Here is a 17,678-nt window from a genome sequence, read left to right as displayed (position 1 = left end):
AAATTCTATGGCCATAACCAAATTAAAAATATCCGTGCAGTCTTTCCTTAACATAAAGAAGTACTGCCATGAAAGTACCTATTATTACACCCAATACCCTGTCGCCCATTACCAAAAGAGCCCCAATAGCAAACTTCATCAAGGCAGCAACCTCTGTGGTTTGTCCAATATCCGGATTGGTAAATGCCTTTATTTTAATTAGATTGGCGGCAACCAAAAGGCTGGTTACAGCTATTCCAAGTACAGGCAAAATAAACGGATTCTGATAATCCCTACTTAAGAATCCGGCCAATACGCCCAAAACTGAAATTAAGGTAAATGTTCATACCTCCGCCATTTCGCTGTGGGCTTTTTGACCTTGCAGGCCTACCAACAATCCCAACCCAAAAGCAATGCCCAATGTAGTTAAACCGTGGTAATCCATATGCATTAATAAATTAACAACCTAAAAAGTAAAAACCCCGTTAAACGGGGTTTTTAAGATAATACCAAATAATAAGTTATACAACTTACTTATTAATCTCTATTTTTTCTATTACTACTTTTCTATCATTATCTGATTTTACTGTAGTATTCTCAAAATCTTCCAATTGGACCTTTACTTCTTCAGCGGTTCCCTTAAAAGTTTTCTCTTCTTTTGTTGTCTCTCCATTAACGGTTGTAGAATAGGTAATAACGGCTTGGGCCAATTCAGGAGCTTTCACGGTCATTTCAATCTGCACTTCCTGCTCTGCCATACCTGTCTCGGCGTGACCTCCCAATATTGGGGCAATTACCAATCCAATTAAACAGGTAAGTTTAATAAGAATGTTCATTGAAGGACCAGAAGTATCCTTAAATGGATCACCAACAGTATCTCCGGTAACCGCCGCTTTATGGGCATCCGACCCCTTATAGGTCATTTCACCATTAATTTCAACGCCTGCCTCAAAAGATTTCTTAGCATTATCCCATGCGCCACCGGCGTTATTTTGAAAAATAGCCCAAAGAACACCTGAAACCGTAACCCCTGCCATATAACCCCCAAGCATTTCGGCAATCAATTGATTGTCGCTACCATAAACCAATTTCCCCAAAAGGACAATTGCAATAGGGAAGCCAATGGTCAGGATACCTGGCAACATCATTTCACGTAGGGCCGCTTTGGTTGAAATATCAACACATTTTGCATAATCTGGTTTCCCTGTGCCTTCCATAATTCCTGGAATTTCCTTGAATTGCCTACGCACTTCGTATACCATATCCATAGCCGCTTTACCAACCGAATTCATGGCCAAGGCGGAAAAAACCACTGGGATCATACCACCTACGAACAACATGGCCAATACTGGCGCTTTAAAAATGTTGATTCCGTCGATACCTGTAAAGGTTACATAAGCTGCAAATAACGCCAAGGAAGTCAAAGCAGCGGAGGCAATGGCAAATCCTTTTCCTGTAGCCGCCGTGGTGTTCCCTACGGAATCCAAAATATCCGTACGCTCCCTTACAATAGGATCTTGCTCACTCATTTCTGCAATACCACCGGCATTATCAGAGATAGGTCCAAACGCATCAATCGCCAATTGCATTGCCGTAGTAGCCATCATGGCAGAAGCGGCCAATGCCACCCCATAAAAACCTGCCAAGGCATAGGAAGACCAAATTGCTGCCGCAAATATTAGAACTGTTGGAAATGTAGAAATCATCCCCGTTGCCAAACCGGCGATAACATTAGTCCCAGCACCAGTACTTGATTTTTGCACAATGGCCATAACCGGCTTTGTACCCAAACCTGTATAATATTCGGTAACCGAGGAAATAACCCCACCTACAACCAAACCAATAACGGTTGCATAAAACACCCTTATGGAAGAAATATCTTTTAAACCTTCACCAAAAAACTCCATTTGCATGGTTTCTGGCAACATATATTTTACTAATACAAAGCAGGCTATTAATGTTAACCCTATAGAAACCCAGTTTCCAATATTCAAAGCACCCTGCACTTCTTTTTCCTTGGCTTCGTTGTTTTTTATTTTAACCAACATAGTACCAATAATGGAAAAAATAATTCCAAAACCAGCAATGGCCATAGGCAATAAAATTGGTCCAATTCCCCCAAAGGCATCTTGAATGGCACCACCCATATCCTTAATAACATAATTTCCAAGAACCATAGCCGCCAAAACGGTAGCTACGTAAGACCCAAATAGATCCGCACCCATACCTGCAACATCCCCAACATTGTCCCCAACGTTATCTGCAATGGTAGCCGGGTTACGTGGATCATCCTCCGGAATACCTGCCTCAACCTTACCAACCAAATCAGCACCTACATCTGCCGCCTTGGTATAGATACCTCCACCAACTCTTGCGAACAAGGCTATGGATTCAGCACCAAGGGAAAAACCGGCCAATGTTTCTAGTACAATAGTCATGTCCTCTGTAGATGTCCAAGTACCGTTCATAAAAAATTGAAACAGTAATATAAAGGCGGTTGTCAAGCCCAAGACAGCCAAACCAGCAACCCCCAGCCCCATGACAGTTCCACCACCGAAAGACACTTTTAATGCTTGTGGCAAACTGGTACGGGCAGCCTGTGTTGTTCTAACATTTGTTTTTGTAGCTATTTTCATTCCCATATTACCTGCCAATGCAGAAAAGAATGCACCAAAAACAAAAGCTACTACAATAAGAATATGCGTAGTAGGTACTATAAAAGAAATTGCAGCCAATGCAACACTGGCCCCTATAACGAAGATGGTCAATAATTTATATTCTGCTTTAAGAAAAGCCAAGGCCCCTTCATAGATGTAATCTGAAATTTCTTTCATTTTTCCATCCCCAGCATTTTGTTTTAATACCCAAGACCTTTTTACCGCCATAAAAGCAAGACCTACCAATGCCATAATTATTGGCAAGTAAATAATTATTGATTCCATTTGTTTGATTGTTTGTTATATTTTTTGAGGGGCTAAAGTAGTAAAATATAGGAGAATAAAAAAAGCAATATTACTTCCGCAATATTGCTTTTTAACTTTTTAAAAAATTAAGGCTTAATACTTTATGCTTACATCCTGTTTTGGCACATCGCTATCCTTAAACCTTTGGATACATTTAGCGACAATTTCCCTTGCTTCTTTTTGCTCTCCCCATCCACCAACATCTACTTTTTTCTTCTCCAAATCCTTATAAACCTTAAAGAAATGTTCTATTTCTTTTATTAAATGCGGATTTAATTCGTTTAAATCATTGATTTTGTTCCAGACTGGATCTGATACCGGCACGCATATCACCTTTTCATCCGGACCTTTTTCATCGGTCATATGAAAAACACCAATTGGCTTAACTTCCATGACACATCCAGGAAATGTTGCTTCCGTCACCAATACAAGTACATCCAATGGATCTCCATCCAAAGCCAAAGTTTCCGGAACAAAGCCATAGTCTGCCGGATACATCATGGACGAAAAAATCATCCTATCGTATCTTATCTTCTTTAAGGCAAAATCGTATTCATACTTATTTCTACTCCCTTTAGGTATTTCGATCAATACATCGAACGACGTAATTTCTTCACTGCTCATATGGTTGTTTTTATTCTTATAATTTTCTAAAATAACAAATTAATGTCAGGTAACAGTCAAATATGTACATTAGAAATGAAATCCGAAAGACCCTGTCACCCCAAAAGACCTTGCCCCTGGGTTATCCAAATAATTCCCCCTAAAGTTAAAATCTATTCTTAAAATCTTCAATATGTTGCCTACCCCAACGGAATACTCCCAATATATCTTATCATTTGGTGCCAACAAAGGAATATTTGCCGGTGCACTCAGGGCCTTATTTTCTTCCGAAAGTTCACCCCAGACACCTCTTAGTCCAACTATCTCCCTTAAATTCCAGTTTCTCATAAAGGGAATTCTAGAGAGGAACCTGCCGTTAAAATTGTGTTCCAAATGCGCCGAAACATAGGTATCTGTTACAAATTCATAAAAATCCAGATTGGAAAAGGTATTGTACACCGAGAAAAAGGTTTGGTTTCCAGGAATGGCATTGAGCAATCCCAATGGCACCTCCCCATATGTCTTGCCGATCTCTACCGTACTGAGCAACCTTCCCAAACCTCCAACCTGCCACGGTTGGGTATAGCTAAATTGAACCTTTTTAAAATCGAAATCACTATCCATGAAGTTTTTAATTCCGTTGGTATAGGACAAAAACAAGGTACTATAGTTATCATTCACATCCTTTCTTTCCACACCATTGCCTATAGTTCTCTTTCCCGGAGTGTATATAAGCACAGTAGAAAGATCAAATTGATTTATTTCTGAGGAAATACCTGTGGGAGATGACGGATCTATATAATCCAGATTAAAGGCATTTGGCAAGGCAGAACTAAGTGTTCTATAAGACCCTCCTACTCCTATCCTAAAATTAGTGACAGGCTCCAGTTCCAAGTTAAATGTACTAAGATCTATGTTGGTAAGTCTATCATTGGAACCGACAGTTAAAACGGATGAAGAGGCAATACTTCTACCCAACACATCATTGGTAGCCGTTAAACTTATCCCAAGTTGCTCTATATCCCTTCGTTTTCCGCCCGAAATAATGAACCTGGATTTCTTATCTACCAACCATTTCCCGGAAATTCCATACTTAAATTTATCATCCCCAAAACCGTAGGCAAGGTACCCTTGAAGCCGCCAAGGATCATTTTGGCCAAAATAGGTTCTTGCCCCTGCCCTGAGACGTACTCCTTCAGCTTCATTGTAACCAAAAACACTATATACATCCCCTAGATCTAAATTCCATTTATCGATTTCTACATAACCAGAACCCAATATGCTCACAATATTATAATAGCTTTTAAATTTGGGAACTGTTTTTAAGGTATCCAACAATTTATAGATTCCCTTTTCATCAGCATTTAAGGACTCCAATCTATTGGTTGCCCAGAAGTCATCTTCCTTATTCAGGACCAGAGGGTCAAAAGGATCTGTTTTGGCCCTGTAAAATTCATTGGGTTTGGGCTGATTAAATTTATAGTCCCCGTAGACAGTAGTCCTCTTACCATAGACCCCTCTTGAATTTTCTTTTTTATTAAAGCTAAAATCGGATAACATATAATCCCGAGTCAAAAGAAAAACCGAATCGTTTACCACATCAAACTCTTGTTCAATATAAATTTCCTTTACCCAGTTAATATTGGCACTTTTGGTCACGGCCAAATTTATATTCTTCACCGCATAGGTAGTATCATTTACCCAAAAATCTCCTTTAAATGTCAATTCATTCTTTCTTCTCGGATAGTAGATAATATTATAACACCATTTATTATCTATATAAGCACTATCGGCAAGGACATAATTATAAGTGTCCACGCCCGTCTTAGACAGGGGACTGGTAAAACTCTTGTCGAAAAATTTTAAATAATTATTGTAAATATCATAGTCGGAATACAAATCTGCAATAAATGCAATTATTGCCTGATTATTATTAAAGCCAGAATTCTTGCTTCCAAGCACATCTTCTTTGACAGTGCCCGTTTCATTGTTCCCATATACCTTCGCAAAGGTCTCGTTCAAGAAAATGGGCAAATAGGTCTTCCCTGTAATCCTTGAAGTATCCAAATCATTAAAAACAAATTCCAACCCCCTAAAGACCCTACTTTTCATTAGGGCACTATCTATGGTATTTAGGTCGAACTCAATTTTTTCGTATTTATCATACTGATATTGCCTAAACATATAAACCCCGTTTTTGCGCTTTTTGGCCCATATTTTTTTAAGGATATCTATGGCTGGATTATTTTTCTTATCGGTTTTACCCACATAGACCACCACCTCGTCCAGCTGCTCAGTAGACTCCGTCAACACTATATTCATATTATAAGTGACTTTGGAGGTAAGCGTAATTTCTTTGGTCTCATAGCCAATAAAAGACACCAATAAGGTAGCGTAAGTATTTTCTGATTCCATATAAAACCTACCATTGTCATTGGTAATGGTTCCTTCCGAAGAATCTTTGAATAAAACGTTGGCAAAGGACACAGGTTCACCAGACTCATCCAAAACTATACCACCGACCTTGGTCTGGGACACAGCGCATTGAGCGACAAACAAAAAAAAGATTAAGAAGATTCTTGTCATTTTCTTAGGTAAAAAGACTTATGAATATATTGCACCATTCCTTTAAAGTTGGGAAGCAAACCTATAGACGTAAGCTAAGGGCGATTCTTACCCATATAAATCAATTTATAATATAAAAGCTTCGTCAACCCTAAGTCAACGAAGCCAATAAAATCCTTTTATGCTATAAATTATAATTTGTACAACACTTTCTTAACCGCCTTCACAACATCTTGATGATTAGGCAACCATTCCGCCAATAGTACTGGAGAATATGGCGCTGGAGTATCAGCAGTGTTGATTTTCACAATAGGCGCATCCAAATAATCAAATGCATTGGACTGCACATGATAAGTTATCTCGGTGGCTACATTGCCAAAAGGCCAGGCCTCCTCCAAAATAACCAATCTATTGGTTTTCTTAACCGATTTCAAAACCGCCTCATAGTCCAAAGGCTTAACCGTACGCAAATCAATAATTTCTACACTAATATTTTCTTTGGCCAATTCCTCAGCAGCCTTATCCGCTTCTTTTATAATTTTACCAAATGATACGATAGTAACATCTGTACCTTCCCTCCTAATATCAGCAACTCCCAATGGGATACTATACTCGCCTTCTGGAACTTCTCCCTTATCGCCATACATTTGTTCCGATTCCATAAATATTACCGGATCATTGTCGCGAATTGCCGATTTCAATAATCCTTTGGCATCTTTTGGATTGGAAGGAATCACCACTTTAAGCCCTGGACAGTTGGCAAACCAATTTTCAAATGCCTGCGAATGGGTTGCTCCCAATTGTCCTGCTGACCCTGTAGGACCCCTAAATACTATTGGACAATTGAACTGACCGCCAGACATTTGTCTGATCTTAGCTGCGTTATTGATGATTTGATCTATACCGACCAAAGCAAAATTAAAGGTCATAAACTCTATAATCGGCCTATTGCCAATCATAGCAGAACCAACACCAATACCGGAGAAACCAAGTTCGGATATTGGGGTATCAATGATCCTTTCCGGACCAAATTCATCTAACATTCCCTTAGAAGCTTTATAAGCTCCGTTATATTCAGCAACCTCCTCACCCATTAAATATATGGTATCGTCCTTTCTCATCTCCTCGGACATTGCTTCTTGTATAGCCTCCCTAAACTGTATTGTTTTCATCTGTAAAATGGAATCTTTATGTTAAAATGCTAAAAGCGCAAGCAAAAGTAGGAAATAATATATCAAAACTAAGTGGTTAATTATTAAAAATACATCAAAAATATACTATGCATGCATAGTAATTTAAAAAATTATTGAGTATATTAGCCCCCATTTCTTATTTAAAGGTCAACAAAAAAATAACATATGAAAATTTTAGTATGCCTAAGTAATGTCCCTGACACTACTTCCAAAATAAACTTCACTGACGGAGACACAAAATTTGACACCAATGGGGTTCAATTTGTGATTAATCCGAACGATGAATTTGGTCTTACCCGGGCCATGTGGTTCAAGGAAAAACAAGGTGCTACAGTGCATGTGGCGACCGTTGGCGAGGCCAGCACCGAACCTACCATAAGAAAGGCCCTAGCCATTGGAGCCGACGAAGCCATACGGGTAAACGCAGTTCCAACCGATGGATATTTCGTAGCCGAACAGTTGGCAGAAATTGTAAAAAATGGAGAATATGACCTAGTTATTGCAGGGCGGGAATCTATTGATTACAATGGCGGTATGGTCCCAGGAATTTTAGCTTCTTTATCGGGGATGAATTTTGTGAACACCTGTATAAGTTTGGAAATCGAGGGCAATAATGCAACTGCCGTACGGGAAATTGACGGTGGAAAAGAAAAAATATCCACTACATTGCCTTTGGTAATAGGTGGACAAAAAGGTTTGGTTGCCGAAAGTGACCTAAGAATTCCGAACATGAGAGGGATTATGATGGCACGCCAAAAGAAATTAAATGTGGTTGAACCTATTTCCGCCAGCAAAGCAACGGACGACGTTAAATTTGAAAAACCAGCATCCAAGGGTCAGGTTAAATTAGTGGATGCCGATAATATTGACGAATTGATCAATTTATTGCACAATGAAGCTAAGGTGATTTAAAACTAAATTCCTTTTATCAACACATCATTGCCATTTGGCACTCAAATAAAACATTAAAATATATGTCAGTTTTAGTATATACAGAATCCGAAAACGGAAAATTTAAAAAGAACGCCCATGAGGTTGCCTCCTACGCCTATGAGGTCGCCAAGCAAATGGGAACTACGGCTACGGCTATTTCCATTAACGCCACTGAGTCTGAAAGTCTAGGTGACTATGGTGTTGCCAAGGTCTTGAATGTCTCCAATGACCGTTTAAAAACATTTAACGCCAAAGCTTTCGCCAAGGTCGTAGGACAGGCTGCACAAAAAGAAAACGCCAAGGTGATCATTCTTAGTTCCAGTGCGGATACCAAATTTTTAGCACCCATCTTAACTGCCCAATTAGAGGCAGGGTATGTTCCCAACGTTGTTTCAGCACCGGAAAGCACCAGTCCATTCAAGGTTAAAAGAACCGTTTTCAGCAACAAGGGTTTCGCTTTTACCGAGATTAGTTCCGAAATTAAAATTATTGGTGTTTCCAATAATGCTTTTGGAAGTTCAGAAAACAAGACAACCGCCACCGTTGAGAATTTTGATCCTAGCCTAGGAGAGGATGTGTTTACCACCAAATCTATAGAAATAGACAAGGTAGTTGGCAAGGCAACTATTGCGGATGCCGACATTGTAGTTTCTGGTGGTCGTGGACTAAAAGGTCCGGAAAATTGGGGCATGATCGAAGAATTGGCCGAAGTACTGGGAGCGGCAACCGCATGTTCCAAACCTGTATCTGACCTGGGATGGAGACCTCATGGAGAGCATGTTGGTCAAACCGGAAAACCGGTAGCCAGCAATTTATACATTGCCATAGGTATTTCTGGAGCAATTCAACATTTGGCAGGTGTCAGCTCTTCCAAAGTAAAAGTAGTCATTAATACGGACCCAGAAGCCCCATTTTTTAAAGCCGCCGACTATGGTATTGTAGGTGATGCTTTTGAAGTTGTTCCTAAGCTAATCGAAAAATTAAAGGAATTTAAGGCACAAAACGCTTAATTTTTGTTAAATTGTGCCCCTTAAAGGGCTGCTCAAATTTACTTGGTCCTTCCTGTATTTTGAACAGCCTTTTTTTAGTTGATAAATTTCTATGAGCTTAGTTAGATTAAAAATAAAAGGGATATCATATAGCCAAACGCAAAATGGCGCATATGCCCTTATATTGAATGAAGTTGATGGCGACCGTAAACTACCTATCGTCATTGGTGCCTTTGAGGCCCAATCCATAGCCATTGCGCTGGAGAAGGAAATAAAGCCGCCAAGACCTCTGACACATGATCTTTTCAAAAATTTTGCTGACCGATTTGACGTTGTCATTAAACAAGTCATCATCCATAAATTGGTCGACGGGGTTTTCTATTCCAGTATTATTTGCGAACGTGATAAAATAGAAGAAATCATAGATGCCAGGACGAGTGATGCCATAGCCTTGGCATTAAGGTTCAATGCTCCTATTTTTACCTATAAGACCATTTTGGACAAGGCCGGTATATTCCTGAAATTTTCTTCAAAGGAAAAAGACAAAGAAGATTCTGACGATAGCATTATAGTCGATGAAATTCTTCAAGAAGGTGAAACCGTAGAAATAAATCCAGGGGCTTCAGAAGGGTACAAAGAACTTAGTACAGAGGAGTTGTATGCAGAACTGGACAAGGCCGTTGCCAGTGAAGATTATGAAAAGGCGGCAAAACTCAGGGACGAAATCTCCAAACGCAAATAAATTACCCTTAATAATTATTGGATGAGAAATAAGCTTTGGGTTTTATTTATGTGCTGTCTTATAGCTTTTCCATCCATCGGCCAAGAAATAGGCAATCCCATCACCCTTCAGAGCACCTCCGAGATCATTCCAAATCAAGGCGCAACTTTTCAAAGTATCTGGAGAGGTATTTTAGGAATGTTATCGTTGGTTTTTATTGCATACCTTTTCAGTAACAACAAAAAAGCTATCAATTGGAAAACGGCAGGTATTGGGATTTTTATCCAACTTGTATTGGCCATTTGCATTCTCATTGGCGAAAAAATAGGTTTTAATGCTTTTGGGTATAGATTTGACCTCAGCTTTGTGTCCAAAGTTTTCGAGTTTGGAGGGAAAATTTTTGTCAGTATTTTAGATTTTACCAGAGCGGGCAGTAAATTCCTTTTTGAAGGGTTAGTAGTGGACATGGACACCTTTGGATTTATTTTTGCGTTTCAGGTACTGCCCACCATTATCTTCTTTTCAGCACTGACCTCTGTTCTATTCTATTTGGGCATAATCCAAAAAGTAGTGCAGGCCTTGGCTTGGTTATTATCCAAAACCCTCGGAATTTCGGGTCCGGAGAGTTTAAGCGTTACCGGTAACATTTTTTTGGGACAAACGGAAGCCCCCTTATTGATTAAGGCCTATTTGGAAAAAATGACTAGGTCCGAAATACTTTTGGTTATGATCGGCGGCATGGCCACTGTAGCTGGGGCCGTTTTAGCTGCATACATTGGCTTTTTAGGTGGAGACGACCCCATCCTTAGGCTGCAGTTCGCCAAACACTTATTGGCCGCATCGGTTATGGCAGCACCTGGAGCCATTGTTATCTCCAAAATTTTATATCCACAAACCGAAGAAATAAACACGGAAGTCCATGTTTCCAATGAAAAAATTGGTTCCAATATCCTTGACTCCATTTCCAATGGTACCACGGAAGGCCTAAAACTGGCTGTAAATGTTGGCGCAATGCTTTTAGTATTTGTTGCCTTTATTGCTATGATAAATGGTATTTTAAACTGGACCGGTGACATTACCGATCTAAATTCGTGGATTGCATCCAATTCACCTTACGAGAAGTTTTCTTTGGAAGCTATTCTCGGAACAATATTTGCCCCTTTAATGTGGCTTATTGGAGTGGATTCCGTGGATATTATGTTGATGGGCCAACTTTTGGGTATAAAATTGGCTGCCAGTGAATTCATTGGCTACATACAACTTGCGGAACTAAAAAATATAGCCAGCAGTACACATTTCTCATTCAACAAATCGGTTATTATGGCAACTTATATGCTTTGTGGATTTGCCAATTTTGCATCTATTGGCATTCAGATCGGAGGCATAGGTTCCCTAGCTCCAGGACAGAGAAAAACCTTGTCCGAATTTGGGATGAAAGCGGTACTGGGAGGATCCATCGCCTCTTTACTTTCCGCTACTATTGCGGGAATGATTTTGGGATAAATAATAAAAAATCTATTCCAAAAAATTGTTGTTCATAGAAGTCTTCGCAATAATTTCCGTTAATAAAATTTAATAACTTCAGACTACAGTTGATCCGTAACAGCTTGGATTTACCTAATTTCGCTCCACAAATTTTTGACTAAAAACCTAAACTATTCTCGCTCCATTTAGGAGATCAACAAGGAAGAGGCATATGAAACAATACCACGAATTACTAGAACATGTTTTGGAAAATGGTGTCCAAAAAGGAGATAGAACCGGGACTGGTACCAAAAGTGTGTTTGGATATCAAATGCGCTTCGACCTTGCGGAGGGCTTTCCCATGGTAACCACAAAAAAACTTCATTTAAAATCAATTGTCCATGAACTCCTTTGGTTTCTAAAGGGCGATACCAATATTACTTATTTACAGGAAAATGGTGTACGGATATGGAATGAGTGGGCCGATGAGAATGGTAATTTAGGTCCTGTTTATGGTTATCAGTGGCGTAATTGGAATGGTGACGAGATCGATCAGATAAAGGAAATAGTAAGCACCCTTAAAACCAATCCCAATAGTCGCCGCATGCTGGTTTCTGCTTGGAACCCCAGCGTACTGCCAGACACTACATTGTCTTTTTCTGAAAATGTGGCCAAGGGAAAAGCGGCTTTGCCCCCATGTCATGCCTTTTTTCAATTTTATGTTGCCGATGGAAAATTATCCTGTCAATTATACCAAAGAAGTGCGGATATATTTTTAGGTGTTCCTTTCAATATTGCGTCATACGCCTTATTTACACTTATGATTGCCCAGGTTTGCGGATTAGAACCGGGTGAATTTATCCACACTTTTGGCGACGCACATATTTACAACAATCATTTTGAACAAGTTGCCTTGCAATTGAGTCGCACACCCAGACCCCTGCCAAAAATGGTTTTAAACCCTGATGTAAAGGATATTTTCGACTTTACCTTTGAAGATTTTAGTTTACTGGATTACGACCCACACCCACATATCAAGGGAGCAGTTGCCATTTAGGATTTTTTTAATATCAGAATTGTAAGGATAACTTTATTCTTAGACTAATCCATAGGATTTCCCAAAACACTGTTCCCAATTGGAACGGGTCAATTCCCTGTTTTTTTGAATTGATCGTCATTGGAGTATATTTCTTAAATTTAGGAATAAATATAGATATGGTCCTTACAGGTCAGATAACTAATTTCTTTTTAGAAACAAGAAGGCATACTGAAGCCATATGCCAACCTCTGGAAATTGAGGATTATGTGGTACAGCCCATAATTGATGTTTCCCCTCCAAAATGGCATTTGGGCCATACTACATGGTTTTTTGAGGAATTTATCTTAAAGAAACACTTTGCATACTACAAATGTTTCGATTCCAACTTTTCATTTGTTTTTAATAGTTATTACGAAACAGTAGGCAAACGCGTAATTCGCGCCGATCGTGGTAATCTTTCCAGGCCTTCCGTAGCCAAAGTCTACGAGTACAGGGAACATGTTACAGAAAACATGAAGGTTTTTTTAGATAAAGGACTTACTAGAGAGATTGAAGAATTGGTCGAAATAGGCATACACCACGAAAAACAACATCAGGAATTATTACTAACAGATATTAAATATATACTTGGCAACAATCCACTTTTGCCAATTTTTTCCGCTACCTATAAGGAACATATCCCAGATAATTATAAACAAGAATGGTTGCAGATTGCAGAGGGTATTTATAGCATTGGGCATAATTCAGGTGATTTCTGTTATGATAATGAACTTGGCGTCCATAAGGTTTATCTCCAACCATTTAACATTTCCAATAAGCTGGTGACCAATTTGGAATACCTTGCTTTTATGGAAGACAATGGTTATAAAAAATTTAACCTATGGCATGCAGAAGGATGGGATTGGGTTAAACAGAATCAAATCAACGCTCCGCTCTACTGGCACCTAATAGATGGTGAGTGGCATAATTACACCTTAAACGGACTGCAAAACGTGGATTGGGCGGCACCTGTTACCCATATATCCTATTTTGAGGCCTACGCTTATGCTCAATGGAAAAACTGTCGTTTACCAACGGAATTTGAATGGGAAATAGCGTCCCAGAATTTTAATTGGGGTAAAAGATGGGAGTGGACGGAAAGCGGTTATTTACCCTATCCAAATTATAAAAAGGCGGCAGGCGCCCTTGGCGAATACAACGGTAAATTTATGGTAAATCAGAAGGTTCTTCGCGGGAGTTCTATTGCTACACCATCAAAACATGCCAGACACACTTATCGCAATTTCTTTCCTACCAATCTAAGATGGCAATTTACCGGTATTAGATTGGCCAAATAGCAACAATTTATGGAACAGCAAACAATAACAAAACTTGATACTAAATTTGGAAAGGATGTATATAATGGCCTGACCGCTATTCCAAAGCATTTATCCTCAAAATATTTCTACGATCATAATGGCGATAAGATTTTTCAGCAAATTATGGCTATGCCGGAGTATTATTTAACCAATTCCGAATACAATATATTGGATTTGAATAAAGCTCATATAACAGAGCTGTTCACCAAAAATACCAATAGAATAAATTTATTGGAACTTGGAGCCGGTGATGGCATAAAAACCAAAATATTATTGGAGCAATTGTCAGGTACCGGAATAGATTTTAAATATATCCCTATCGATATTAGCCAAAACGCCTTGGATCAACTGGAAACATCCCTTTCCATGGAATTCCCTACAATAAACGTTGAGACAAAACAGGGCACTTATATTGAAACCTTAAAAACCATTAGAAAGGAAGGCAATTCCAGAAATATAATTCTATTCCTAGGATCCAATATTGGAAATTTATTACATGATCAAGCTCTTCAATTCCTCTCGGAATTAGAAAATTCCATGGATGTTGATGATATGATCTTACTCGGTTGCGATCAGAAAAAAAACCCACAAACCATCTTGGATGCCTATAACGATCCAGCTGGAATTACGGAGACCTTCAATAAAAATATATTAAAAAGAATAAATTCCGAATTGCAAGGGAATTTTGACTTGGATAAATTTTTGCATTGGGAAACCTATGACCCACAAACTGGTACCGCGAAAAGTTATTTAGTATCCAAAGAAGCACAAGAAGTGCATATAAAATCCATAGAATTAGTAGTAAATTTTGAAGCATGGGAGACAATCCATACCGAAATTTCACAGAAATATGATGATAGGGAAATTACAAATTTGGCAAGAGGGGCCGGTTTAAAAATTTCGAATGCCTTTGCGGATTCCAACAAGTATTTTAAGAATTATATTCTGGTAAAATAATAGGATTACCATTTACTCCTAAATGGAAAATCAATACTATCAACACTAAAAGGTAAAGGAATTAAGGCCTTCTGGAACAATAAAATAATTGCGGTAAGGAATATACCATCGTAATGGAAATTTACTATTATTTCCCAGCGGAAAGTATAAAAAAGAGTATTTTTTCTCCCAGTACAAACCATACAATATGCCCATGGAAATGTACTTCCCCCTATTATAATATAATGGTGGATTGTATAAAGAACAAAGATGCGCCTCGGTATTATCAGGAAATAAGTGACCTGGCGAAAGCGATTAAGGGGGAAATCGCATTTTGGAAAGGGGTTACTGTTAGAAATTAAATATGAAATAGAACAGTACCAAACAAATATTCGAATTAATCTGACACCACTGAGGAAGAAACCTCAATGGTATCAGATAGAATTAATTACAATTCCAAAACTGAATTCTCAGCACCAGCGAATTCATTCCATTGGTAACGATCAGCCTCAGCTTCGTTAACGAAATTACCATCGACTATATACTTGAATTCAAACGTTTGTTCTTTAGGCAAATCGAAAGTTCCCTTGAAGGTTCCATTTTTCAATTTCTTAAGTGCACTACCTTTTGGGCTCCAATTATTAAAATCTCCTACTACCGCAACCTTCTTGGCATCTTCTGCAGGAACTGAAAATGTTACCTTGCATACTGGCTTACTCTTTAAATATTGTTTTGTAATTCCCATAACCTCAAAATTTTAGATTAAAGCGCAAAATTACATCATTAAATCCCTCATTACCAATGACCAAAGTCATTTTTATCATTTTCTTAAAATAAGTTTAACAATTGACAATCATTAACAATTTAACAGGGTAAATTCCGAAGAAATTAACATTTATTATTTTTCTTTTAAGATTCCCACAATCTTATCTATCTCATTTTCTGTATTGTAGAAATGAAAACTTAAGCGAACGCCATTTCCACGCTGTGCACAGACCACATCCTTCTCCGTTAATTTGGCATATAGATCCTTATTTGCCGAAATATTAAAAATAGAACTATGTTCTTTTCTCTTTACAACGGATTCTTCCAATAGCCCTAAATTTCCGAACTCAATTTTTGCTTTTAAGGAAAGTCTTTTAATTTGGTCCGAAATTGTCTCCATACCAATGCCGGATAGAAACCCTAGGGAATAATTTAAACTCCCGAAATTGAATGTATCCAAATGTCCAGGCTCAAATTGTTTAGTGAAGGACACATTTTCTTTTCCACTCAAATCCCCATCGGCAGCGTTAAACCCAATAGACCGGCAAGTAAATTTAGCGGGCGTTTCATCTGCAAATAACATAAACCCGTTTCCATAACCGCCAAGAAGCCATTTATAGGAACTGGCACCTAATACATCTATACCGGAATCCTCAAAATTGAAAACATCGGTACCTAAAAATTGTGTGCCGTCAGCAATAATCATGAGATCGGGGAACTCCCGTTTTAAACTCTTTAAGAATTCCAAATCGAGCTTAATTCCATTTAACCATTGCACCAGACTAAGAGCCAAGACATTGATGTTCTTGGATTTTATCCGGCTATAAATATTTTCCTCCAAATCATGGGTAACCTTTAAATAGAAGGTATTGCACTCCCTATTTTCAAAAGGCCAATTTACGGAAGGATAATCCCCTTCCAATAACAATACATTCCTTTTATCTCCCATTCCTTCCAATAACAAATTGAGTCCAATTGAAAAATTGGGCACCAATGCTACATTATCAGGCTTGCAGCCAAAGAATTTTCCAACGGCATTTCTGGTTTCAGAAATAAGCACATTGCCTTTCATTTTCATTTTACTCCCTCCAATAAGGAAATCAAGGTCATGCTCTTGGCGCCAGTCCAAAAGGCCGTCATAAAGCAAACCTGAGGTGGCTGTATTTACATAGGTATATTGACTTAAAACTGGGAATTGCTTAATAATCTTTTGCATATCCAAAGATGTGAAATTTGTATTTATGGTATCTTTGCCTAAAGATAGGAATTAGGATGTTCACCAAGAATAAAAAAAAATCACTTATAGAATTAGAACAGCATGAACTTTTGGAACATGCCCAAACCAGAATAAAACAAAAAAAGCGACTTTATAGCCATTTTGTTGTGTTTTTGATCGGTAGTGTATTTCTGATCATCATCAATAAAATACTTAAGTATGGGGTGGAATACAACTGGTTTGTATGGGCCATTACCTTTTGGGCCTTTTTATTCGCTATTCACTTTTTTAACGTATTTGTCACCACAAAATTCATGGGCTTGGAATGGGAACGCTCACAAAGGGAAAAATTAGTCCAGAAACAGAAACAAAAAATAGCCGAATTGCAGAAGGAGATTGAAACCGAATTTCCCTTATCCAACATTAATAAAAAAAAAGAATAGTGAATATCCTATCTATCATAGCTGCTGCTGCTGAGAATAACGCATTGGGAAAAGACAACGACCTACTATGGCATTTACCTGATGATTTTAAACGATTTAAAAGCCTTACCTCAGGGTATAAAATAATCATGGGACGGAAAACATTCGAGAGCTTCCCGAAACCTCTACCCAACAGAACCCATATTATAATAACCAGGGATAAGGACTATTCGGTAAATCATGCGGATTGTATTGTAGTACATTCCATGGAGGATGCCCTACACCTGGTAAAGGACGATTCCTTATCCTTTATTATTGGAGGTGGTGAAATCTACAATCTTGGATTGGAGCACGCCAATCAAATAGAACTTACCAGAGTCCATGGGTCTTTTGAAGCGGACACCTTTTTCCCTGATTTTGACGAATCTAAATGGCAATTGACAAATAAGGAGCACCACCCCAAGGATGAACGCCATAAATATGACTTTACATATTTAACCTATATGAAAAAGGAAAAGGACCAATAAGCAGC

17 protein-coding genes are annotated in these 17,678 nt (G+C 38.5%); 10 read left to right on the top strand and 7 right to left on the bottom strand.

What is annotated here, in order from left to right; genetic code table 11:
• Positions 1 to 22 precede the first annotated feature (22 nt).
• The 5 genes from MWU78_RS03020 to MWU78_RS03000 form a co-directional block, all read right to left on the bottom strand.
• The gene (locus MWU78_RS03020) at positions 23 to 310 is read right to left on the bottom strand and encodes an MgtC/SapB family protein (protein WP_348647052.1); all 288 of its coding nucleotides are present in this window, start codon (positions 308 to 310) and stop codon (positions 23 to 25) included.
• A gap of 199 nt (positions 311 to 509) precedes the next feature.
• The gene (locus MWU78_RS03015) at positions 510 to 2,921 is read right to left on the bottom strand and encodes a sodium-translocating pyrophosphatase (protein ID WP_246994865.1); all 2,412 of its coding nucleotides are present in this window, start codon (positions 2,919 to 2,921) and stop codon (positions 510 to 512) included.
• 114 nt (positions 2,922 to 3,035) lie between these two features.
• Entirely contained in the window at positions 3,036 to 3,566 is a 531-nt protein-coding gene (locus tag MWU78_RS03010; protein WP_246994863.1) for an inorganic diphosphatase, read from the bottom strand.
• A 69-nt stretch (positions 3,567 to 3,635) separates the two neighbouring features.
• Entirely contained in the window at positions 3,636 to 6,131 is a 2,496-nt protein-coding gene (locus MWU78_RS03005) for a DUF5686 family protein (RefSeq protein ID WP_246994861.1), read from the bottom strand.
• A gap of 170 nt (positions 6,132 to 6,301) precedes the next feature.
• The gene (locus MWU78_RS03000; RefSeq protein WP_246994859.1) at positions 6,302 to 7,282 is read right to left on the bottom strand and encodes a pyruvate dehydrogenase complex E1 component subunit beta; all 981 of its coding nucleotides are present in this window, start codon (positions 7,280 to 7,282) and stop codon (positions 6,302 to 6,304) included.
• A gap of 186 nt (positions 7,283 to 7,468) precedes the next feature.
• Between MWU78_RS03000 and MWU78_RS02995 the strand changes: the two genes are divergently transcribed.
• From MWU78_RS02995 to MWU78_RS02960, 8 genes are all read left to right on the top strand, one after another.
• Positions 7,469 to 8,215, top strand: coding sequence for an electron transfer flavoprotein subunit beta/FixA family protein (locus MWU78_RS02995; RefSeq protein WP_246994858.1), 747 nt, complete (start codon positions 7,469 to 7,471; stop codon positions 8,213 to 8,215).
• Between the two features lie 62 nt (positions 8,216 to 8,277).
• On the top strand, positions 8,278 to 9,246 hold the full coding sequence (locus MWU78_RS02990; protein WP_246994856.1) for an electron transfer flavoprotein subunit alpha/FixB family protein: 969 nt from the start codon (positions 8,278 to 8,280) through the stop codon (positions 9,244 to 9,246).
• Between the two features lie 91 nt (positions 9,247 to 9,337).
• Positions 9,338 to 9,967 (top strand): bifunctional nuclease family protein, encoded by a 630-nt coding sequence (locus MWU78_RS02985; RefSeq protein ID WP_246994854.1) that lies wholly within the window; start codon positions 9,338 to 9,340, stop codon positions 9,965 to 9,967.
• Between the two features lie 48 nt (positions 9,968 to 10,015).
• Positions 10,016 to 11,449, top strand: a complete 1,434-nt coding sequence (locus tag MWU78_RS02980) for a nucleoside transporter C-terminal domain-containing protein (RefSeq protein ID WP_246995288.1) — start codon at positions 10,016 to 10,018, stop codon at positions 11,447 to 11,449.
• A 193-nt stretch (positions 11,450 to 11,642) separates the two neighbouring features.
• The gene (locus tag MWU78_RS02975; protein ID WP_246994852.1) at positions 11,643 to 12,467 is read left to right on the top strand and encodes a thymidylate synthase; all 825 of its coding nucleotides are present in this window, start codon (positions 11,643 to 11,645) and stop codon (positions 12,465 to 12,467) included.
• A gap of 158 nt (positions 12,468 to 12,625) precedes the next feature.
• The gene (gene egtB, locus MWU78_RS02970) at positions 12,626 to 13,786 is read left to right on the top strand and encodes an ergothioneine biosynthesis protein EgtB (protein ID WP_246994850.1); all 1,161 of its coding nucleotides are present in this window, start codon (positions 12,626 to 12,628) and stop codon (positions 13,784 to 13,786) included.
• Positions 13,787 to 13,795: 9 nt separating this feature from the next.
• Positions 13,796 to 14,764, top strand: coding sequence for an L-histidine N(alpha)-methyltransferase (locus MWU78_RS02965; protein ID WP_246994848.1), 969 nt, complete (start codon positions 13,796 to 13,798; stop codon positions 14,762 to 14,764).
• Positions 14,765 to 14,877: 113 nt separating this feature from the next.
• Entirely contained in the window at positions 14,878 to 15,105 is a 228-nt protein-coding gene (locus MWU78_RS02960) for a DUF427 domain-containing protein (RefSeq protein ID WP_246994846.1), read from the top strand.
• Between the two features lie 86 nt (positions 15,106 to 15,191).
• Here MWU78_RS02960 and MWU78_RS02955 read toward each other — a convergent pair whose 3' ends face one another.
• Together MWU78_RS02955 and MWU78_RS02950 are read right to left on the bottom strand one after the other, a co-directional pair.
• Positions 15,192 to 15,488, bottom strand: coding sequence for an isoamylase early set domain-containing protein (locus MWU78_RS02955; RefSeq protein WP_103440768.1), 297 nt, complete (start codon positions 15,486 to 15,488; stop codon positions 15,192 to 15,194).
• A 153-nt stretch (positions 15,489 to 15,641) separates the two neighbouring features.
• On the bottom strand, positions 15,642 to 16,724 hold the full coding sequence (locus MWU78_RS02950; RefSeq protein ID WP_246994844.1) for an aminotransferase class V-fold PLP-dependent enzyme: 1,083 nt from the start codon (positions 16,722 to 16,724) through the stop codon (positions 15,642 to 15,644).
• A 56-nt stretch (positions 16,725 to 16,780) separates the two neighbouring features.
• Between MWU78_RS02950 and MWU78_RS02945 the strand changes: the two genes are divergently transcribed.
• Both MWU78_RS02945 and MWU78_RS02940 read left to right on the top strand, forming a co-directional pair.
• A complete protein-coding gene (locus MWU78_RS02945; protein ID WP_246994842.1) occupies positions 16,781 to 17,167 on the top strand; it encodes a 2TM domain-containing protein in 387 nt (128 codons plus the stop codon).
• Positions 17,168 to 17,172: 5 nt separating this feature from the next.
• Positions 17,173 to 17,673: a dihydrofolate reductase gene (locus MWU78_RS02940; protein ID WP_246995286.1), complete on the top strand. Its 501-nt coding sequence runs from the start codon at positions 17,173 to 17,175 to the stop codon at positions 17,671 to 17,673.
• The last annotated feature ends 5 nt before the right edge of the window (positions 17,674 to 17,678 follow it).

It is taken from the genome of Arenibacter sp. F26102 (assembly GCF_023015865.1).
Classification (GTDB): Bacteria; Bacteroidota; Bacteroidia; order Flavobacteriales; family Flavobacteriaceae; genus Arenibacter.
The sequence above is the reverse complement of the archived record's forward strand: the minus strand, read 5'-3'. Positions and strand labels throughout refer to the sequence as shown.